This is a genomic window from Pseudomonas sp. UBA5568, from assembly GCF_002425525.1.
GTDB lineage: Bacteria > Pseudomonadota > Gammaproteobacteria > Pseudomonadales > Pseudomonadaceae > Aquipseudomonas > Aquipseudomonas fulva.
This window is the reverse complement of record NZ_DIMK01000005.1, coordinates 1-19774: the sequence shown is the minus strand read 5'-3', so window position 1 is coordinate 19774 and position 19774 is coordinate 1. Positions and strand designations below refer to the sequence as shown.

Below are 19774 nucleotides of genomic sequence, written 5' to 3'. Positions count from 1 at the left end.
CTTCTGATGGCCGATTGGCAATCCCTCGATCCCGAGGCCGCTCGCGAAGCGGAAAAATACGACAACCCCATTCCCAGCCGTGAGCTGATCCTGCAGCGCCTTGCCGACCGTGGCGAACCGGCCGCGCGCGAGGAGCTGGCGGCAGAGTTCGGTCTGCACGAAGAAGACCAGATCGAAGCACTGCGCCGCCGCCTCAGGGCCATGGAGCGCGACGGCCAGCTTATCTATACCCGGCGCGGCACCTATGCCCCGGTGGACAAGCTGGACCTCATCTGCGGCCGCGTCTCCGGCCACCGCGACGGCTTCGGCTTCCTCATTCCCGACGACGGTAGCGAAGACCTGTTCCTGAGCCCGTCGCAGATGCGCCTGGTGTTCGATGGCGACCGCGCCCTGGCGCGTGTGTCCGGCGTCGACCGCCGTGGTCGCCGCGAAGGCGCCTTGGTCGAGGTCGTCTCCCGCGCCCATGAAAGCGTGGTAGGCCGCTACTTCGAGGAAGGCGGCATCGGTTACGTGACCCCTGACAACCCGAAGATCCAGCAGGAAGTGCTGGTCACGGCCGGGCGTAACGGTGGCGCGAAGATCGGCCAGTTCGTCGAGATCAAGATCACCCATTGGCCAACGGCGCGTTTCCAGCCGCAAGGCGATGTGGTGGAAGTGGTCGGCAACTACATGGCGCCGGGCATGGAAATCGATGTGGCCCTGCGCAGCTACGATATCCCGCACGTCTGGCCCAAGGATGTGATCAAGGAGGCCCGCAAGTTCCGCTCTGAAGTCGAAGACAAGGACAAGGAAAAGCGCGTCGACCTGCGCCACCTGCCCTTCGTGACCATCGACGGCGAGGACGCGCGCGACTTCGACGACGCCGTTTACTGCGAACCCCTGGGCAAGCTGCGGATGTTCTCCGGCGGCTGGCGCCTTTATGTGGCGATCGCCGACGTGTCGAGCTACGTCCGCCTGGGCTCGGCGCTGGATGTGGAAGCCCAGCAGCGCGGAAACTCGGTGTACTTCCCCGAGCGTGTGGTGCCCATGCTGCCCGAGGAATTGTCCAACGGCCTGTGCTCGTTGAACCCGCACGTCGATCGCCTGGCCATGGTCTGTGAAATGACCATGAACAAGGCCGGGCAGATGGTCGACTACCAGTTCTATGAAGGGGTCATCCACTCTCACGCCCGCCTGACCTACAACAAGGTCAGCAGCATGCTCGAGCATTCACGCACCCGTGAAGGCAAGGCGCTGCGCGAGGAATACAAGGAAGTCGTCCCGGACCTGAAGAACCTCTACAACCTGTACAAGGTCCTGCTCGATGCCCGGCACACCCGCGGTGCCATTGACTTCGAGACCCAGGAAACTCGCATCGTCTTCGGCGAAGACCGCAAGATCGCGGAAATTCGCCCGACCGTGCGCAACGATGCGCACAAGCTGATCGAGGAATGCATGCTGGCCGCCAACGTGGCCACGGCAGAGTTTCTGCAAAAGCACGGTGTGCCGGCCCTGTACCGGGTGCACGATGGCCCGCCACCGGAGCGCCTGGAAAAGCTGCGTGCTTTCCTGGGTGAGCTGGGGCTGTCACTGCACAAGGGCAAGGACCCGTCGCCCAAGGACTACCAGGCACTGCTGGCGAGCATCGCCGCCCGCCCGGACTTCCACCTGATCCAGACCGTGATGCTGCGCTCGCTCAGCCAGGCGGTGTACAGCACCGACAACAACGGCCACTTCGGCCTGAACTACGAGGCGTACACCCACTTCACCTCGCCGATCCGTCGTTACCCTGACTTGCTGGTCCACCGCGCCATCCGCAGCGTCATCCGCTCCAAGGTCGATACCCCACACGTCAAGCGTGCCGGTGCCATGAGCATTCCCAAGGCGCGTATCTACCCGTACGACGAGAACACCCTCGAGCAACTGGGCGAGCAATGCTCGATGACCGAACGCCGGGCCGACGAAGCCACACGTGACGTGGTCAACTGGCTCAAGTGCGAGTACATGAAGGACCGCGTGGGCGAGACGTTCCCGGGTGTGATCACGGCGGTGACAGGTTTCGGCCTGTTCGTCGAGCTGACCGACATCTACGTCGAGGGTCTGGTGCACGTCAGTGCGCTGCCGGGCGACTATTACCACTTCGACCCTGTGCATCATCGTCTGTCGGGCGAACGCACTGGCCGCAGCTTCCGCCTGGGTGACACGATCGAGGTCAAGGTCATGCGCGTGGACCTGGACGAGCGCAAGATCGACTTCGAAGTGGCCGACGCCACCCTGGCTGCTCCGATCGGTCGCAAGCAGCGCGGTACACCTGCTGCCGCTGCCCCGACCGAGCAAGCACCGGAGCAAGAGAAGGCCAGGGCCACGCCCAAGCCGCGCAGCCGCAAGAGCGAAGCCTCCGAGGCGTACTTCCCCAAGGACGCCGTGCAGCGCAACGCCGAGGTGCGCAAGAGCCGCGAAATGAAAAAGGCGCTGATGACCGAGGCCCGCAGTACCAGCCACGGCAGCAGCAAGTCGGACAAGGGCAGCAAGACGTCTGGCAAGCCTACCAAGCACCGTAAAGGGCCGTCGAAATCCGGCGCATCACGCAAGAGCAAGAGCAATTCATGAGTCAGTTGGAAAAGATCTACGGCGTTCACGCGGTACAGGCGCTGTTGCAGCACCATCCGAAGCGGGTCAAGCAGATCTGGCTGTCGGAGGGCCGCAGCGAGCCGCGCCTGCAAGCGCTGCTGGCCTTGGCCGCCGAGAACCGCGTAGCTGTGGGTCAAGCCGAGCGCCGCGAGTTGGACGCCTGGGTCGAAGGCGTGCACCAGGGCGTGGTCGCCGAGGTGAGCCCCAGCCAGGTCTGGGGTGAGCTCATGCTCGAGGAGTTGCTCGAGCGCACTGAAACGCCGCCGCTGATCCTGGTGCTGGACGGGGTGACCGACCCGCACAACCTTGGTGCCTGCCTGCGTACCGCTGATGCAGCGGGCGCAACGGCCGTGATCGTGCCCAAGGACAAATCGGCGACCCTGACGCCTGTGGTGCGCAAGGTCGCGTGCGGAGCAGCCGAGGTGATCCCGCTGGTGGCCGTGACCAACCTTGCGCGTACGCTTGAGAAGCTGCAGCAGCGTGGCCTGTGGGTGGTGGGAACCGCCGGCGAAGCCGAGCAGGAAATCTACCAGCAGGACCTGACCGGCCCGCTGGTGATGATCATGGGCGCCGAAGGCAAGGGCATGCGCCGGCTGACCCGCGAGCACTGCGACTTTCTGGTGAAGCTGCCGATGAGCGGCAGTGTCAGCAGCCTGAACGTGTCCGTGGCCACTGGCGTGTGCCTGTTCGAGGCCGTGCGCCAGCGCCAGGCCAAGGGTTGATCCCATGACCGTGCCGGTCTTTTGGCCGGCACGTGCCCGCTTGAACGGATCCTGCATGGGCCGCTGTACCCGCGACGCGACAGATGCCGCGTCGAAGTGTTTCCGGTTGTTCAAATAATCGCCAATTGCCTTGCTTGTCTGTCTGGCCTTCTCTACAATTGCGCCCCTTGCCGAGCTGGCAGGTGCGCATGTGCCTCTACTCCCTGGCAAGACACACCAGTGTCATTCACTCCTTGTCTGACCAGATTCGCTGGCAGACTACTAACCCGTAAGGAGCATTCATGCGTCATTACGAAATCATCTTCCTGGTTCACCCGGACCAGAGCGAGCAAGTCGGCGGCATGGTTGAGCGTTACACCAAGCTGATCGAAGAAGATGGTGGCAAGATCCACCGCCTGGAAGATTGGGGCCGTCGTCAACTGGCCTATGCAATCAACAATGTTCACAAGGCTCACTACGTGATGCTGAACGTTGAGTGCACCGGCAAGGCCCTGGCCGAGCTGGAAGACAACTTCCGCTACAACGATGCCGTTATCCGTAACCTTGTCATCCGTCGCGACGAAGCCGTTACCGGTCAGTCCGAGATGCTGAAGGCTGAAGAAAACCGCAGCGAGCGCCGTGAGCGTCGCGAGCGTCCTGAGCATGCCGAGTCCGCCGAAGGCGACGACAGCAATGACAGCGACTCCAGCGATAACGCTGACGAGTAATCCACGGACCTTTAGAGGAGCCTATTAAATGGCACGTTTCTTCCGTCGTCGTAAATTCTGCCGCTTCACTGCTGAAGACGTGAAAGAGATCGACTTCAAAGATCTCAACACCCTGAAAGCTTACGTATCCGAAACCGGCAAGATCGTTCCAAGCCGTATCACCGGTACCAAAGCTCGTTATCAGCGTCAGCTGGCTACCGCTATCAAGCGCGCCCGCTTCCTGGCCCTGCTGCCCTACACCGACAGCCACGGCCGCTGAGACCGGGTCGTCGACAAGCAGTAAGGGATTAGCATGCGAGCGTTAGCAAGTTTCATCATGCGCGGTCGTGTGCAGGCCACCCTCGTGGTGGTCATCAGCGCGGTATTGCCGCTGCTGTTCTGGTTGAGTGCCGCTGCCGGCAGCCTTGTGCTGCTGCGACGCGGGTTCAAGGATGCTTCAATGGTCATCGCTGGCGGCTTGCTGGCAGGGTTGGCCGTTTGGGTCATGGGCGATCCGATCACCTTCATGGTGATCGCGGGTGCCCTGGCACTTGCCGGCCTGTTGCGGGCCGAGCATCCCTGGAGTCGGGTGTTGGTGGTCAGTGCCGTGTTCGCCGTGGCGTTCAGCCTCGTGCTTGATCTGGCGCTGGCCCCTACCTTCGATGCGCTGGCCAAGGCGTTTGCCGAAGCCATGCCGCAAGTCGAAGGGCAGCCGGTACTCTCCGGTGAAGTGATCCGCCCATTGCTGGTCACTTCCACAGCCGTGACAGTGCAGTTGTTCTGCGTGCTGGCCCTGGTGCTGGCGCGTTATTGGCAGGCAGCGTTGTACAACCCTGGAGGCTTCGGTCACGAGTTTCGTGCCCTGAAGCTGCCGAAACAGACCATGGTGGCCCTGGTGGCAGTGATGGTGGTGGCCCCGTTCATCGGGCCGCAGTTCATCATCCTGGCATCGGCTTCGAGCCTGGTACTGGTGCTGGCCGGCATCGCTTTGATGCATGGGCTTGTGGCGCAGGGCCGACTGGCCGGTTTCTGGCTAGTAGGGATGTACGTGACGCTGCCGCTGATCATGCAGCTGATTTACCCGTTGCTGGTGGTCCTGGCCATTGTCGACAGCCTGATTGATTTTCGCGGTCGCAAGTCCCCCAAAGGGAATGACTCCGCGAACGGTGAAGGTTAAAAGTTAAGAGGTTTTACCAAATGGAACTGATCCTGCTGGAAAAAGTCGCCAACCTGGGCAACCTGGGCGATAAAGTAAAAGTTAAGGCTGGTTACGGCCGTAACTTCCTGCTGCCATTCGGCAAGGCTACCGTTGCCAACGCCGCCAACCTGGCTGCGTTCGAAGAGCGTCGCGCCGAGCTGGAAAAAGCAGCTGCAGACCGTAAATCGTCGGCTGAAAGCCGCGCTGCCCAACTGGCCGAGCTGGAAGTGACCATCACTGCCACCGCTGGCGACGAAGGTAAGCTGTTTGGTTCGATCGGCACCCACGACATCGCTGACGCCCTGACCGCCTCCGGCGTTGAAGTGGCCAAGGCTGAAGTTCGTCTGCCGAACGGCACCATCCGTCAGGTTGGCGAATACGACGTAGCCGTGCACCTGCACAGCGACGTTGAAGCCACCGTACGTGTGGTCGTCGTAGCTGCCTAAGCTGCGCTGACTGGCTGGCCCGTCAGGTGTCAGCCGGTTAACATCGGGCACGGTCCTGTCTTCGACAGGCCGTGCCCTTTGTCTTTTTCATCCTCCAGAATTCTTTCGTGGCCATGAACGAGATCACTACCTCCGAACAGCTCGACCTGCAAACCGCAGCCCTGAAAGTGCCGCCGCATTCCATCGAGGCCGAACAGGCCGTGCTCGGTGGTCTGATGCTGGACAACAACGCCTGGGAGCGGGTGCTGGATCAGGTGTCGGACGGTGACTTCTACCGGCATGACCACCGGTTGATCTTCCGTGCCGTGCACAAGTTGGCTGACGCCAACCAGCCGTTCGATGTGGTGACGCTGCACGAGCAGCTCGACAAGGAAGGCTTGTCGACGCAGGTCGGTGGCCTGGCATACCTGGCCGAATTGGCCAAGAACACGCCTTCGGTGGCCAACATCAAGGCTTATGCCGCGATCATTCGCGAGCGGGCCACGCTGCGGCAGCTGATCAGCATCAGTACCGACATCGCAGACAATGCGTTCAACCCGCAAGGCCGTGATGCGGCGGAAATCCTCGACGACGCCGAGCGGCAGATCTTCCAGATCGCCGAGGCGCGGCCCAAGACAGGCGGCCCGGTAGGGGTCAACGACCTGTTGACCATGGCCATCGACCGCATCGACACCTTGTTCAACTCCGACAGCGACATCACCGGTATCTCCACCGGTTATACCGACCTGGACGAGAAAACCAGCGGCCTTCAGCCGGCCGACCTGATCATCGTGGCGGGCCGGCCTTCGATGGGCAAAACCACGTTCGCCATGAACCTGGTGGAAAACGCCGTGTTGCGTACCGACAAGGCCGTGCTGGTGTTTTCGCTGGAAATGCCAGGCGAATCGCTGGTCATGCGTATGCTGTCCTCACTGGGTCGTATCGACCAGACCAAGGTGCGCTCCGGTCAATTGAGCGACGACGACTGGCCACGCCTCACGTCGGCGGTGAACCTGCTAAACGACCGCAAGTTGTTCATCGATGACACCGCCGGCATCAGCCCATCGGAGATGCGCGCGCGCACCCGACGCCTGGCACGCGAGCACGGTGAGATCGCCATGATCATGGTCGATTACCTGCAGCTGATGCAGATTCCTGGTTCTTCGGGTGACAACCGCACGAACGAGATTTCCGAAATCTCCCGGTCGCTCAAAGCCCTGGCCAAGGAATTCAATTGCCCGGTCATTGCCCTCTCGCAGCTCAACCGCTCTCTGGAGCAGCGCCCGAACAAACGCCCGGTGAACTCCGACTTGCGTGAATCCGGTGCAATCGAGCAGGACGCCGACGTCATCATGTTCGTGTACCGCGACGAGGTGTATCACCCCGAAACCGAGCACAAAGGCGTGGCGGAAATCATCATCGGCAAACAGCGTAACGGGCCAATTGGCTTTGTGCGCCTGGCGTTCATCGGCAAGTACACCCGTTTCGAGAACTTGGCGCCGGGGATGTATAACTTCGACGACGATGAATAACGCCTGACCCTGCTTCACCAGACGCACCTTCTTACCTGAATCGTGGGGCGAACGTGCCCCACAAGGCGTCACGCCCCAACCGTCGCACGCATGCCAATTCCCACGAAGACAGTCGGATTTGGTTAAAATTTGTGCTATTCTCCGCGCCCGCGATTTCCCTGCACACCAGAGCCGGTCACTGATATGCAAGCAGCCAAACCACTTTACGATTATCCCAAGTACTGGGCCGAATGCTTCGGGCCAGCACCTTTCCTGCCAATGAGCAGGGAGGAGATGGATCTGCTCGGTTGGGATTCCTGCGACATCATCATCGTGACCGGCGACGCCTACGTCGACCATCCGTCGTTTGGCATGGCCATCATTGGCCGGTTGCTGGAAGCCCAGGGTTTTCGCGTGGGCATCATCGCCCAGCCGAACTGGCAGTCCAAAGACGACTTCATGAAGCTTGGCGAGCCCAACCTGTTCTTCGGTGTGGCTGCCGGCAACATGGACTCGATGATCAACCGCTACACCGCCGACAAGAAGATCCGTTCCGACGACGCCTACACCCCGGGCGGCCTGGCGGGCAGCCGGCCTGACCGTGCCAGCCTGGTGTACAGCCAGCGTTGCAAGGAAGCCTACCAGCACGTGCCCATCGTGCTGGGCGGCATCGAGGCCTCGTTGCGCCGCATCGCGCACTACGACTATTGGCAGGACAAGGTGCGCCACTCGATCCTGATCGACGCCAGCGCCGATATCCTCCTGTTCGGCAACGCCGAGCGTGCCGTGGTCGAAGTGGCGCAACGGCTGTCCAACGGCGAGAAGATCGAATCGATCACCGACGTGCGTGGCACGGCCTTCGTGCGGCGGGACACCCCGGACGGCTGGTTCGAAATCGACTCTACCCGTATCGATCGTCCGGGGCGTGTCGACAAGATCATCAACCCGTACGTCAACACCCAGGACACCCAGACCTGCGCCATCGAACAAGCCAAGGGCGACCAGGAAGACCCGAACGAAGCCAAGGTGGTGCAGATCCTCGACAGCCCGCGCGTGACGCGTGAGAAGTCGGTGATTCGCCTGCCGTCGTTCGAAAAGGTGCGTAACGACCCGGTCCTGTATGCGCACGCTAACCGTGTGCTGCACCTGGAGACCAACCCAGGCAACGCCCGCGCCTTGGTGCAGAAACATGGCGAGGTGGACGTGTGGTTCAACCCACCGCCCATTCCCATGAGCACCGAGGAAATGGACTACGTGTTCGGCATGCCCTATGCGCGCGTGCCGCACCCGGCCTATGGCAAGGAGCGCATCCCGGCCTATGAGATGATCCGCTTCTCGGTCAACATCATGCGCGGCTGCTTCGGCGGCTGTACGTTCTGCTCGATCACCGAGCACGAAGGGCGTATCATTCAGAACCGCTCGCACGAATCGATCCTCAACGAGATCGAGGAGATGCGCGACAAAGTGCCCGGCTTCACTGGCGTGGTATCGGACCTCGGCGGCCCCACCGCCAACATGTACCGCATCGCCTGCAAGAGCCCGGAAATCGAGAAGCATTGCCGCAAGCCTTCGTGCGTGTTCCCGGGTATCTGCGAGAACCTGAACACCGACCACAGCTCGTTGATCGAGCTGTATCGCAAGGCCCGTGCGCTGCCAGGCGTGAAGAAAATCCTCATCGCCTCGGGCCTGCGCTACGACTTGGCGGTGGAATCGCCGGAGTACGTCAAGGAGCTGGTGACCCACCACGTGGGCGGCTACCTCAAGATCGCCCCCGAGCACACCGAGCGTGGCCCGCTGGACAAGATGATGAAGCCGGGCATTGGCAGCTATGACCGCTTCAAGCGCATGTTCGAGAAGTTCTCCAAGGAGGCAGGCAAGGAGCAGTACCTGATCCCGTACTTCATCGCGGCGCACCCCGGCACCACCGACGAAGACATGATGAACCTGGCCTTGTGGCTCAAGGGCAACGGTTTCCGTGCCGACCAGGTGCAGGCGTTCTACCCCTCGCCGATGGCGTCGGCCACCGCCATGTACCACTCGGGCAAGAACCCGTTGCGCAAGGTGACCTACAAGAGCGAGGGCGTGGACATCGTCAAGAGCGACGAGCAGCGTCGCTTGCACAAGGCGTTCCTGCGTTACCACGACCCCAAGGGCTGGCCAATGCTGCGCGAGGCGCTGCAGCGCATGGGGCGTGCCGACCTGATCGGGCCAGGCAAGCATCAGCTGATCCCGTTGCACCAGCCGCAATCCGATACCTACCAGAGCGCCCGGCGCAAGAACTCGACGCCAGCCGGTAGCCACAAGGTGGGCAAGGATCAGAAGATCCTGACCCAGCATTCCGGCCTGCCGCCGCGCGCCAGCGATGGCAGCAAGCCATGGGACAAGCGCGAGAAGGCCAAGGCGGAGGCGTTCGCCCGCAACCAGCAAGCTGCCAAGGAGCGCAAGGAGTCGGCCAAGGGTGGCAAAGGCGGGAAAAAGCCGCGTCAGCCAGTCATTCCACGCTGAAACCCCGGGCCGCCTGGCGGCCCCTCCTTCAGCGACTACCGGTTACTCGATCACTGCACATCGACATCACTCCGGGCATCACTCGGGGCGCGAGAACTCGCAGATCGCGCCTGTGGCAGCGTGGGCATAGGCAGCGAGCAAGCTGTTCAAGAAACTGGACATGGGCATTTGGTACTGCTCCTAAATGAGAGGTTGTCCCATCGTCTATTAAAAGGGCATGATGTGCCCTTAGATTGGTTGTATACAATCCATTGAACAATTCAACTGGCTGGCCCATTGACATCCCCTTGACGCACGTCACCCAGGGGCTGGACGGTTTCAGGCAGTCTCGCTGTTGATAAAACCCTGCCAAGGAGATTCACGATGTTTGCGAAAGCTGTAGCGGTATCCCTGCTGACCCTCGCCAGCGCCTCTGTCTTCGCAGCCGAGTGCTCGGTAACTGTCGATTCGACTGACCAGATGTCCTTCAACACCAAGCAAATCACGGTCGACAAGAGCTGTAAGGAATTCACCGTCAAACTCACTCACTCCGGCAGCATGCCGAAGAACGTCATGGGCCATAACCTGGTTATCAGCAAGACGGCCGACATGCAGGGCATTGCCACCGAAGGCATGAGCCAGGGTCTGGAAAAGGACTACATCAAGGCCGACAACGCCGCCATCATCGCCCATACCAAGATGATCGGCGCGCCAGAGAAGGAAACCGAAGTGACGTTCGACGCCACCAAGCTTGCAGCAGACGGCGACTACAGCTTCTTCTGCACCTTCCCAGGCCATATCTCGATGATGAAGGGCAAAGTCGTGGTCAAGTGATTTGACCGCGCGCTAGAACACGAACTGGGGCCGCAACGCGGCCCCAGTTGCGTATTCAAGGGGCGAACGGCAGTTCGCGCTTGTGCTGGGTCTTGCGGTAATTGGCAACGATGACATCGAAAGCGGCTTGATCGATTTCCTGGCCATGCAGGAATGCATCGATTTGCTGGTAGGTGACCCCATGCGCTGCTTCGTCTGGCTTGCCCGGGTCGAGGTCTTCGAGGTCAGCGGTAGGCACTTTCTCCACCAGTGACTCCGGCGCTCCAAAATGCCGCGCGATGGCGCGTACCTGATGCTTGACCAGGCCACTGAGCGGCGCCAGGTCGCAGGCGCCGTCGCCGAACTTGGTATAAAAGCCCATGACCGCTTCGGCCGCATGGTCGGTGCCGATCACCAGACCTGCGCGCGCGCCTGCGATGGTGTACTGGGCAACCATGCGCATCCTGGCTTTGATGTTACCCACCACGAAATCCACAAGCGTGGGCGAACCGTTTTTCAACGCCTGCGTTTCGCCTGCCAGTGCCTTGACGGCCGGGGCGATGTCGATGGTATGCGTCTCGTCCGGCTTGATGACCTCCAGGCACGCCTGTGCATCATGCTCATCGTGCTGGACATGATAGGGCAGGCGCACGGCGATGAAGGTGTAGCCCTTGTCACCGGTTTCTTCACGCAACTCGTTGATCGCGCGCTGGGCGAGCAGGGCTGCGGTAAGCGAATCGACGCCGCCGCTGATGCCCAGTACCAGGGTCTTGAGCCTTGCATTGGCCAGGCAGTCCTTGATGAACGCTACCCGCCGGGTCACTTCGGCCTCGAGGGCGGCAGCGTCGGCGAACGGCGGTTGTACCTTGAGTGCCTGGGCAATCTCTTGCTGAACCGCTTGCATGGGGTTACTCCTTGCTGGGAACTTTGAAAACGTGACGTAGGTAAGTGACGAAGTTTTCGTCACGACACTGGGTCTTGGCCGCTTCGTCTGAAATCTTGGCCACCGGTGCGCCGTTGCAATCGGTCATCTTCAGCACGATGCTCATTGGCGTTACGCCCGGAATGTCGCAGGTCAGGTTGGTGCCGATACCGAAGCTTACGTTGATGCGACCACGCAGGGCACGGAAGATTTCCAGCGCCCGTGGCAGGTTCAGCCCATCGGAAAACACGAGCGTCTTGGTCATCGGATCGATGCCCAGGTGCTGATAGTGAGCAATGGCTTTTTCGGCCCAGAGCACAGGGTCGCCGGAGTCGTGGCGCAGCCCATCGAAGAGCTTGGCGAAGTACAGGTCGAAATCGCCCAGGAAAGCATCCATGGTCACGCAGTCGGTCAAGGCGATGCCCAGCAACCCTCGGTATTCACGTACCCAGCAATCGAGCGCGGCGATCTGGCTGTCGATCAACCGCGGGCCCAGCTGTTGGTGGGCCATGATCCATTCATGAGCCATGGTGCCCAGCGGCTTGATGTCGAGCTTCCAGGCCAGGTCCACGTTGCTGGTCCCGACGAAGCGGGCCGGGAAGTCATCGCGCAACACGCGCACCACGTCCTCCTGCACGCGGCTGGAGAAACGCCGGCGGGTACCAAAGTCAGCGACCTGCATTTCGGCCAGTTCATCGGTGCTGGCGTTGGCGCGCAGCCAATCGAATTTACGGTAAAGCTGATCCCGGGCAGCGGCCAGGCGCATGTGCGGGTGCAGCGAACGGTTGCGCACCTCGCTGATGATGGCGAGCAGAGGCACTTCGAACAGGATCACATGCAGCCACGGCCCCTTGAGGCGCAGCACCAGCTGACCGTCGTCGATACCCAGGTGCACGTAGCGCAGGTTGAAGCGGAACAACCTTAGAAAGCGCAGGAAATCGGGCTTGAGAAAGCTGATGCGCTCCAGGAAGGCGAGTTGGCCGTTATCCAGCGTCAGTTCGGCAAGCTGTTCGAGTTGCTGGCGAATGTCGTGCAGGTAGGGACGCAGGTCCTCGCCATTGCGGCAGCGAAACTCCCATTCGACATCGGCGTCAGGGTAGTTGTGGAGCACGCCCTGCATCATGGTGAGCTTGTAAAAATCGGTGTCGAGCAGGTTATGCACGATGCGCTCGGCGAATGCGCTCTCGCTCATCAGGGTGGCTCCAGAAACGGCAATAGGCGGTCATTGTGCCAGTCTTTGCCATGCCGATGTGATTGTGACGCCGACCCTGCGGCGAAGCAGCGCGAAACCTTTCAGAAGAATCTGAATACGGTGTCGTACCGGCCAAACCGGACGGCGTTACGTTGCGTGTCGAGTGTAGTTACGGTGCGGGCTGTAGCAGTCACGCACCAGCGGTGTGCAGTTCGGTGACGTTAATTGTTACAGGTCGGTTGCCCATTGGCCTGTGCGCCAGTTGCAACACCCTGACGGTGCGGTAGCCCTGCGCCGCGATAATCGGTGCTACCAGAGGTGGGGTAGACGGTTGCACGCTCAATAAAGAAACGGGCAGGGCCCGCCCGCCACGATATGCACGGTGGGGTTTGAAGATGATGCGAATCTAATGGCACGGCCCTTGCTCAGAGCACAGGGCTGAGTCGTTGTAGTGCCAATCAAAAAAACTCTAGGAGCACCACCTCATGTCGCAGACGTTTTACAAGAAAGGTTTCCTGGCCCTGGCCGTTGCCACGGCCCTGGGTGTTTCTTCGTATGTACAGGCCGACGTCAAGATCGGTGTCGCAGGCCCGATGACCGGTGCCAACGCAGCGTTTGGCGAGCAATACATGAAAGGTGCGCAGGCAGCGGCTGACAAGATTAACGCAGCCGGTGGGGTCAATGGCGAGAAGATCGTGCTGGTCAAAGGCGACGACGCCTGCGAACCCAAGCAGGCCGTGTCTGTGGCGAACCGGCTGGTTGACCAGGACAAGGTCATTGGCGTGGTAGGGCATTTCTGCTCCTCCAATACCATTCCGGCATCCGAGGTGTACGACGAAGCAGGCGTCATCGCCATCACGCCAGGCTCGACCAACCCGCAGGTCACCGAGCGCGGCCTGTCGGCCATGTTCCGCATGTGCGGGCGTGACGACCAGCAGGGCGTCGTCGCCGGCAACTATATCGTCGATGTACTCAAGGGCCAGAAAGTGGCCGTATTGCACGACAAGGACACCTACGGCCAGGGGTTGGCCGATGCGACCAAGGCACAACTGGAAAAACGCGGCGTCAAGCCCGTGCTGTACGAGGGCCTGACTCGAGGCGAGAAAGACTTCAGCGCCATCGTCACCAAGATCCGCTCCACCGGCGCCGACGTGGTCTATTTCGGTGGCCTGCACCCGGAGGCCGGCCCCCTGGTACGTCAGCTGCGTGAGCAAGGGCTCAAGGACGTGAGGTTCATGTCCGACGACGGCATCGTCACCGACGAACTGGTGTCCACGGCAGGCGGGGCGCAGTACGTCGATGGCGTCTACATGACCTTTGGCGCCGACCCGCGTCAATTGCCGGACAGCAAGGCGGTGGTCGAGGAATTCCGTAAAGGCGGCACCGAGCCCGAAGGCTACACCCTCTACGCCTATGCCTCGTTGCAGGCACTGGCGGCCGCGTTCAACGGCGCCAAGTCCAACAAGGGCGAAGACGCGGCCAAGTGGTTGAAGGCCAACCCTGTGCAGACGGTAATGGGTGAGAAGAAGTGGGACAGCAAGGGTGACCTGACGGTGTCGGACTATGTGGTCTACCAGTGGGACAAGGACGGCAAGTACCACCAGCTGGAAAAACAACAATAACAACGGCTCCAGGCCCCGGGCGCAAGCTCCGGGGCCGGGCCCCGCGGTACCCGTCTTTATCCGAAGATCAGCACAGTGCTGCAGCGCCATGGCTGCCTGGTACCGGGCCCTGCGTGGGCAGCACCGGTGCGATCTCGATCAGGTGAGATTGCGTTATGGATGGTATTTTCCTGCAGCAACTGGTCAACGGCCTGACCCTCGGGTCGGTCTACGGCCTGATCGCCATCGGCTACACAATGGTCTATGGCATCATCGGCATGATCAACTTCGCGCACGGCGAGGTGTATATGATTTCCGCCTACCTGGCGGCGATCAGCTTGGCATTGCTGGCCTATTTCGGCGTCGAATCCTTCCCCCTGCTGATGTTGGGCACCTTGTTGTTCACCATTGTGGTGACCGGGGTATACGGCTTCACCATCGAGCGCATCGCTTACAAACCCTTGCGCAACTCCACCCGCCTGGCGCCGCTCATCAGCGCCATCGGCATTTCCCTGATCCTGCAGAACTACGCGCAGATCAGCCAAGGTGCGCGGCAACAGGGGGTACCTACCCTGCTTGAAGGCGCCTGGCGCGTCGAGGTGGGCAGCGGCTTCGTGCAACTGACCTACACCAAGATCTTTATCCTGGTGGCGGCCTTCGTTGGCATGGGCCTGCTGACCTACGTGATCAAGTACACCAAGCTCGGGCGCATGTGCCGCGCGACCCAGCAGGACCGCAAGATGGCGTCGATCCTGGGCATCAACACCGACCGGGTAATTTCCTACGTGTTCGTCATCGGTGCCGTGATGGCGGCGCTGGCCGGCGTACTGATCACCATGAACTACGGCACCTTCGACTTCTATGCCGGCTTCATCATCGGCATCAAGGCCTTCACCGCTGCAGTGCTCGGTGGCATCGGCTCACTGCCTGGCGCCATGCTCGGCGGCATCATCCTCGGCATCTCCGAATCGCTGTTCTCCGGTCTGATCAACTCGGACTACAAGGACGTATTCAGCTTCTCGCTGCTGGTGCTGATCCTTATCTTCCGCCCCCAAGGCCTGCTGGGTCGCCCACTCGTGGCTAAGGTGTGACCATGTCCGTTGCCAAATCCGTATCCGTTCCCCAAAAGACAGGTTTCGATCTCAAGCGCAGCGTAGTGGAAACCCTGGTTGCAGGGCTGCTGGCGCTCATCGTGTTCGGCCCGGTCGTCGGTGTGGTGCTCGACGGCTACAGCTTCAACGCCGAACCGCGGCGTGTGGCGTGGCTGGTCGGCGGCGTGATGCTCGGGCGCTTCCTGCTCAGCCTTTACCTGCAAACCGCTGCCGGTCGGCGCATGCTGCAAGGCTTCGACAATGGCGGTTCGGGCGTGCATGTGAACCCGCCGGACTACAAGTCGCGGCTGCGCTACATCATTCCTGCGCTCATCGTGATCGCCATCGTCTTCCCGATCTTTGCCAACAAGTACCTGCTGACGGTGGTGATCCTCGGGCTGATCTATGTGCTGCTTGGTCTTGGCCTGAATATCGTGGTTGGCCTGGCCGGGCTGCTGGACCTGGGTTATGTCGCGTTCTATGCCATCGGTGCCTATGGCCTGGCGCTGGGCTACCAGTACCTGGGGCTTGGCTTCTGGAGCGTGCTGCCCCTGGCGGCCATTGCCGCAGCGCTGGCCGGGTGCATCCTGGGCTTTCCAGTGTTGCGCATGCACGGTGATTACCTGGCCATCGTCACCCTGGGTTTTGGCGAAATCATTCGCCTGGTGCTCAACAACTGGCTGTCGTTCACCGGTGGGCCCAATGGCATGCCGGCCCCGGCGCCGACGTTCCTCGGCCTGGAGTTCGGTCGGCGGGCCAAGGACGGGGGCGTGCCCATCCACGAGTTCATGGGTATCGATTACAACCCCAATCTCAAGTTCGTGTTCATCTACGCGGTGCTGTTTTTGGTGGTGCTGGCGGTGCTGTACATCAAGCACAGGCTGACACGCATGCCGGTAGGTCGAGCATGGGAGGCCCTGCGCGAAGACGAGATCGCCTGCCGCTCCATGGGGCTCAATCATGTGCTGGTCAAGCTCTCGGCGTTTACCCTGGGCGCCTCGACTGCGGGGCTGGCGGGGGTGTTCTTCGCCACCTACCAAGGCTTCGTCAACCCGTCCTCGTTCACCTTCTTCGAGTCAGCGCTGATCCTGGCCATCGTCGTACTGGGCGGCATGGGCTCGACGGTCGGCGTGGTGATTGCCGCGTTCGTGCTCACCGTTGCGCCAGAACTGCTGCGCAGCTTCTCCGAGTACCGGGTACTGCTGTTTGGGGTGCTGATGGTACTGATGATGATCTGGCGACCGCGCGGGCTGATCCGCATCAGCCGGTCCGGTGTGACCCCGCGTAAAGGAGTGGCGCCATGAGCGACGACATCATTCTTTCGGTAGACCACCTGATGATGCAGTTCGGTGGCATCAAGGCGCTCAGCGATGTGAGCCTGAAAGTCAGGCGCAATCAGATCTTCGCCCTGATCGGCCCCAATGGTGCAGGCAAGACCACGGTGTTCAACTGCCTGACCGGCTTCTACAAGCCCAGCGGCGGACGAATCGAGCTCAATGCACGGGGTAGCCATACCAACGTCATTCAGTTGCTGGGCGAGCGCTTCCAGGCGGCGGACTTCGTCTCGCCATCACGGTTCGCCAGCCGGCTGTACTACAAGATGTTCGGCGGCACCCACCTGGTCAACCGGGCCGGTCTGGCCCGGACGTTCCAGAACATCCGGCTGTTCAAGGAGATGTCTGTCGTCGAGAACCTGCTGGTGGCCCAACACATGTGGGCCAACCGCAACCTGTTGGCTGGCGTGCTCAACACCAAGGGGTATCGCAAGGCCGAGAGCGACGCGCTGGACCATGCCTTCTACTGGCTGGAGGTGGTGGACCTGGTCGACTGCGCCAATCGCCTGGCCGGCGAACTGTCCTACGGCCAGCAGCGACGCCTGGAAATCGCCCGTGCCATGTGCACCCGCCCCAAGGTGATCTGCCTGGACGAACCTGCCGCGGGCTTGAACCCTCAGGAGACCGAAGCGTTGAGCCGCATGGTGCGGGTCCTGCGCGACGAGCATGACATCACCGTGGTGCTGATCGAGCATGACATGGGCATGGTCATGAGCATTTCCGACCACATCGTCGTGCTGGACCACGGCAACGTGATCGCCGAGGGCGCGCCTCAGGATATCCGCAACAACCCGACAGTGATCGCTGCCTATCTGGGTGCCGACGAAGAGGAGCTGATATGACTGCACCCATTCTGGAATTGAAGGACCTGGATGTGTTCTACGGCCCCATCCAGGCCCTGAAGCAGGTGTCCATGCACATCGACGAAGGTGAGACGGTGAGCCTGATCGGTGCCAACGGGGCGGGCAAGTCCACCTTGTTGATGTCCATTTTCGGGCAGCCCCGCGCCGCTTCCGGCCAGATCATCTACCGGGGCACCGACATCACCCGCAAGTCCTCGCACTACATTGCCGCCAACGGCATCGCCCAGTCGCCGGAAGGGCGGCGGGTGTTCCCGGACATGAGTGTCGAAGAAAACCTGATGATGGGCACCATCCCCATCGGCGACAAGCATGCCGACGAGGACATGCAGCGGATGTATACGTTGTTTCCACGTTTGAAGGAGCGACGCAATCAGCGCGCCATGACCATGTCGGGGGGCGAGCAGCAGATGCTGGCCATCGCCCGCGCCTTGATGAGCCGGCCTCGGCTGCTGCTTCTGGATGAGCCTTCGCTCGGGCTGGCGCCCATCGTCGTCAAACAGATCTTCGCCACCCTGCGCGAGCTGGCCAAGACGGGCATGACCATCTTTCTGGTCGAGCAGAACGCCAACCACGCGTTGAAGCTGTCGGACCGGGCTTACGTGATGGTCAACGGTCAGATACGCATGACGGGTACGGGCCAGGAGTTGCTGGTCAATGAAGAGGTGCGCAGCGCTTACTTGGGCGGGCACTGAGCCCCGATGATGTTCCAGCCCTGAGTCAATCGGGGCTGGTCAACGCTTCAAGGGAGTGGCCTGCACGTTTCACCAGGCGGTGCCTGATGTGGACAACTGCCACGGCCTCGGGCTTATGCACAGGCTCGATGCGACTGGCCAACCTTTGTTACCCACAGCCTGATTTAGTCCACCGTTCGTGTGGAGGTGCCTGTGGAAAACATGGTGGCATCTTTCTCCAAGCTAAGGAATTCAGGGGCTCCATAGACTTGATCGTTTTTTGATCAGGATCTAGCTGCATGACGATATCTCTACCTGACTAGTACTTTTCGAGGGTGATGTCATAAACCCGTACGCCTGTGGATAAGGTTGTGGAAAAGCGTTGGACATACGTCTGGATGCGGCATGGGATAAAGGAATTGGCGCGGTTGAAAAAGGCAGGCGCGACCGTGTAAGGCTGAAAGGGTTCCGCCTGGTGCCGCAGTTGCCCCCAATTGGCGGGGAAAGGCTTGTGGATAAGGTGCTCATAGGTGGCTGTAGCCCAGTGTATATGCGGCCTTCAGTGTGTTGATCAAAAAATGATCAGTGCGCGTGACGACTTGCCCGGCGCATCGGGCACGGGCATGCTGCGGTTTCACCCAGGATCTCTTACGTGAGGAACACTGCATGACTTCGACCGTCTTCATCACAGGCGCCACGTCCGGCTTTGGCGAGGCCACTGCCCGCCGGTTTGCCGAGGCGGGCTGGAAGCTGGTGCTCACGGGGCGCCGCAAGGACCGCCTGGATGCCTTGTGTGCTGAATTGTCTGCGCAAACCGAAGTTCATGGCCTGGTGCTGGATGTGCGTGATCGCCAGGCGATGGAACAGGCCATCGCCACGTTGCCAGCGGGCTTCGACACGCTCCGCGCACTGGTCAACAACGCCGGGTTGGCGCTGGGGGTGGACGCTGCACAGCATTGCAGCCTCGACGACTGGGAAACCATGGTCGACACCAACATCAAGGGGCTGATCTACACCACGCGCTTGCTGCTGCCCCGCTTGATCGCCCACGGGCGGGGGGCATCTATTCTGAACGTGGGGTCGGTGGCGGGTAATTACCCCTATCCGGGCAGTAACGTTTATGGCGGTACCAAGGCGTTCGTGGGTCAGTTCTCGTTGAGCCTGCGCTGCGATTTGCGCGGTACTGGCGTGCGGGTGAGCAACATCGAGCCTGGCTTGTGCGAGAGCGAGTTCTCGCTGGTTCGGTTTGGCGGTGATCAGGCCAAGTACGATGCTACCTACGCGGGGGCCGAGCCGATCCAGCCGCAGGACATTGCCGAGACCATTTTCTGGATACTCAACCAGCCGGCGCATATCAACATCAATAGCCTGGAGTTGATGCCGGTTAGCCAGGACTGGGCTGGCTTCTCTATTGATCGCTCGGCGAAGGGGTAATTTGGGGTTTTGACCGGTGGGTATGACTGAGTTCTTCTCCACGGGCGAACCCCCGGCGAAATCCTGCCGCATTCGGAATGGCTATTCGCGAACCTGAATGACCGTTGCCGTTGCCGTTGCCGTTGCCGTTGCCGTTGCCGTTGCCGTTGCCGTTGCTTTGGCTTTTGCTTCTAAGCGCGCGGTAGCCCAGGCAACACAGATCGCGACTTCAGGAGGC

General features: G+C 61.1%; 17 protein-coding genes. 15 read left to right on the top strand and 2 right to left on the bottom strand.

The features are described from left to right. Nucleotides 1–6: 6 nt before the first annotated feature. From rnr to azu, 9 genes are all read left to right on the top strand, one after another. Complete coding sequence (gene rnr / locus B2S33_RS02470; RefSeq protein ID WP_027913945.1) at nucleotides 7–2589, top strand: ribonuclease R; 2583 nt, start codon at nucleotides 7–9, stop codon at nucleotides 2587–2589. Beyond that, nucleotides 2586–3332, top strand: coding sequence for a 23S rRNA (guanosine(2251)-2'-O)-methyltransferase RlmB (gene rlmB, locus B2S33_RS02465; RefSeq protein ID WP_027913944.1), 747 nt, complete (start codon nucleotides 2586–2588; stop codon nucleotides 3330–3332). Before rnr ends, rlmB begins: the two co-directional genes overlap by 4 nt. Nucleotides 3333–3613: 281 nt before the next feature. Further along, nucleotides 3614–4039, top strand: a complete 426-nt coding sequence (gene rpsF, locus B2S33_RS02460) for a 30S ribosomal protein S6 (protein ID WP_021783885.1) — start codon at nucleotides 3614–3616, stop codon at nucleotides 4037–4039. 28 nt (nucleotides 4040–4067) lie between these two features. Further along, nucleotides 4068–4298, top strand: coding sequence for a 30S ribosomal protein S18 (gene rpsR, locus B2S33_RS02455; protein WP_003249563.1), 231 nt, complete (start codon nucleotides 4068–4070; stop codon nucleotides 4296–4298). Between the two features lie 33 nt (nucleotides 4299–4331). Then, on the top strand, nucleotides 4332–5195 hold the full coding sequence (locus B2S33_RS02450; RefSeq protein ID WP_288649750.1) for a hypothetical protein: 864 nt from the start codon (nucleotides 4332–4334) through the stop codon (nucleotides 5193–5195). 20 nt (nucleotides 5196–5215) lie between these two features. Further along, the gene (rplI, locus tag B2S33_RS02445) at nucleotides 5216–5662 is read left to right on the top strand and encodes a 50S ribosomal protein L9 (protein WP_012316464.1); all 447 of its coding nucleotides are present in this window, start codon (nucleotides 5216–5218) and stop codon (nucleotides 5660–5662) included. A gap of 113 nt (nucleotides 5663–5775) precedes the next feature. Next, nucleotides 5776–7173, top strand: a complete 1398-nt coding sequence (dnaB, locus tag B2S33_RS02440; RefSeq protein WP_023532900.1) for a replicative DNA helicase — start codon at nucleotides 5776–5778, stop codon at nucleotides 7171–7173. Between the two features lie 183 nt (nucleotides 7174–7356). After that, on the top strand, nucleotides 7357–9657 hold the full coding sequence (locus tag B2S33_RS02435) for a YgiQ family radical SAM protein (RefSeq protein WP_288649748.1): 2301 nt from the start codon (nucleotides 7357–7359) through the stop codon (nucleotides 9655–9657). Between the two features lie 363 nt (nucleotides 9658–10020). Further along, the gene (azu, locus tag B2S33_RS02430) at nucleotides 10021–10470 is read left to right on the top strand and encodes an azurin (RefSeq protein WP_110607534.1); all 450 of its coding nucleotides are present in this window, start codon (nucleotides 10021–10023) and stop codon (nucleotides 10468–10470) included. Nucleotides 10471–10525: 55 nt separating this feature from the next. Here the strand turns inward: azu and nadE are convergent, their stop codons facing one another. Together nadE and pncB are read right to left on the bottom strand one after the other, a co-directional pair. Further along, the gene (nadE, locus tag B2S33_RS02425; protein WP_028687883.1) at nucleotides 10526–11353 is read right to left on the bottom strand and encodes an ammonia-dependent NAD(+) synthetase; all 828 of its coding nucleotides are present in this window, start codon (nucleotides 11351–11353) and stop codon (nucleotides 10526–10528) included. A gap of 4 nt (nucleotides 11354–11357) precedes the next feature. Further along, on the bottom strand, nucleotides 11358–12563 hold the full coding sequence (gene pncB / locus B2S33_RS02420; RefSeq protein ID WP_027913940.1) for a nicotinate phosphoribosyltransferase: 1206 nt from the start codon (nucleotides 12561–12563) through the stop codon (nucleotides 11358–11360). A 485-nt stretch (nucleotides 12564–13048) separates the two neighbouring features. Between pncB and B2S33_RS02415 the strand changes: the two genes are divergently transcribed. The 6 genes from B2S33_RS02415 to B2S33_RS02390 all read left to right on the top strand — a co-directional run bounded on the left by B2S33_RS02415 (nucleotide 13049) and on the right by B2S33_RS02390 (nucleotide 19557). After that, nucleotides 13049–14185, top strand: coding sequence for a branched-chain amino acid ABC transporter substrate-binding protein (locus B2S33_RS02415; RefSeq protein ID WP_023532927.1), 1137 nt, complete (start codon nucleotides 13049–13051; stop codon nucleotides 14183–14185). Nucleotides 14186–14340: 155 nt separating this feature from the next. Beyond that, on the top strand, nucleotides 14341–15255 hold the full coding sequence (locus B2S33_RS02410; protein WP_023533025.1) for an ABC transporter permease subunit: 915 nt from the start codon (nucleotides 14341–14343) through the stop codon (nucleotides 15253–15255). Between the two features lie 2 nt (nucleotides 15256–15257). Beyond that, the gene (livM, locus tag B2S33_RS02405) at nucleotides 15258–16559 is read left to right on the top strand and encodes a high-affinity branched-chain amino acid ABC transporter permease LivM (protein ID WP_023532919.1); all 1302 of its coding nucleotides are present in this window, start codon (nucleotides 15258–15260) and stop codon (nucleotides 16557–16559) included. After that, entirely contained in the window at nucleotides 16556–17431 is an 876-nt protein-coding gene (locus tag B2S33_RS02400) for an ABC transporter ATP-binding protein (RefSeq protein ID WP_288649745.1), read from the top strand. Before livM ends, B2S33_RS02400 begins: the two co-directional genes overlap by 4 nt. After that, nucleotides 17428–18144, top strand: coding sequence for an ABC transporter ATP-binding protein (locus tag B2S33_RS02395; RefSeq protein WP_023532899.1), 717 nt, complete (start codon nucleotides 17428–17430; stop codon nucleotides 18142–18144). The genes B2S33_RS02400 and B2S33_RS02395 overlap by 4 nt, the downstream gene beginning before the upstream one ends. 645 nt (nucleotides 18145–18789) lie before the next feature. Next, entirely contained in the window at nucleotides 18790–19557 is a 768-nt protein-coding gene (locus B2S33_RS02390; protein WP_027913938.1) for an SDR family oxidoreductase, read from the top strand. Nucleotides 19558–19774: the final 217 nt, after the last annotated feature.

Excerpts from the sequence above, each read along its gene's own strand:
- rnr (WP_027913945.1), top strand. The coding sequence starts at position 7 with ATGGCCGATTGGCAATCCCTCGATCCCGAGGCCGCTCGCGAAGCGGAA.
- rlmB (WP_027913944.1), top strand. The coding sequence starts at position 2,586 with ATGAGTCAGTTGGAAAAGATCTACGGCGTTCACGCGGTACAGGCGCTG.
- rpsF (WP_021783885.1), top strand. The coding sequence starts at position 3,614 with ATGCGTCATTACGAAATCATCTTCCTGGTTCACCCGGACCAGAGCGAG.
- rpsR (WP_003249563.1), top strand. The coding sequence starts at position 4,068 with ATGGCACGTTTCTTCCGTCGTCGTAAATTCTGCCGCTTCACTGCTGAA.
- B2S33_RS02450 (WP_288649750.1), top strand. The coding sequence starts at position 4,332 with ATGCGAGCGTTAGCAAGTTTCATCATGCGCGGTCGTGTGCAGGCCACC.
- rplI (WP_012316464.1), top strand. The coding sequence starts at position 5,216 with ATGGAACTGATCCTGCTGGAAAAAGTCGCCAACCTGGGCAACCTGGGC.
- dnaB (WP_023532900.1), top strand. The coding sequence starts at position 5,776 with ATGAACGAGATCACTACCTCCGAACAGCTCGACCTGCAAACCGCAGCC.
- B2S33_RS02435 (WP_288649748.1), top strand. The coding sequence starts at position 7,357 with ATGCAAGCAGCCAAACCACTTTACGATTATCCCAAGTACTGGGCCGAA.
- azu (WP_110607534.1), top strand. The coding sequence starts at position 10,021 with ATGTTTGCGAAAGCTGTAGCGGTATCCCTGCTGACCCTCGCCAGCGCC.
- nadE (WP_028687883.1), bottom strand. The coding sequence starts at position 11,353 with ATGCAAGCGGTTCAGCAAGAGATTGCCCAGGCACTCAAGGTACAACCG.
- pncB (WP_027913940.1), bottom strand. The coding sequence starts at position 12,563 with ATGAGCGAGAGCGCATTCGCCGAGCGCATCGTGCATAACCTGCTCGAC.
- B2S33_RS02415 (WP_023532927.1), top strand. The coding sequence starts at position 13,049 with ATGTCGCAGACGTTTTACAAGAAAGGTTTCCTGGCCCTGGCCGTTGCC.
- B2S33_RS02410 (WP_023533025.1), top strand. The coding sequence starts at position 14,341 with ATGGATGGTATTTTCCTGCAGCAACTGGTCAACGGCCTGACCCTCGGG.
- livM (WP_023532919.1), top strand. The coding sequence starts at position 15,258 with ATGTCCGTTGCCAAATCCGTATCCGTTCCCCAAAAGACAGGTTTCGAT.
- B2S33_RS02400 (WP_288649745.1), top strand. The coding sequence starts at position 16,556 with ATGAGCGACGACATCATTCTTTCGGTAGACCACCTGATGATGCAGTTC.
- B2S33_RS02395 (WP_023532899.1), top strand. The coding sequence starts at position 17,428 with ATGACTGCACCCATTCTGGAATTGAAGGACCTGGATGTGTTCTACGGC.
- B2S33_RS02390 (WP_027913938.1), top strand. The coding sequence starts at position 18,790 with ATGACTTCGACCGTCTTCATCACAGGCGCCACGTCCGGCTTTGGCGAG.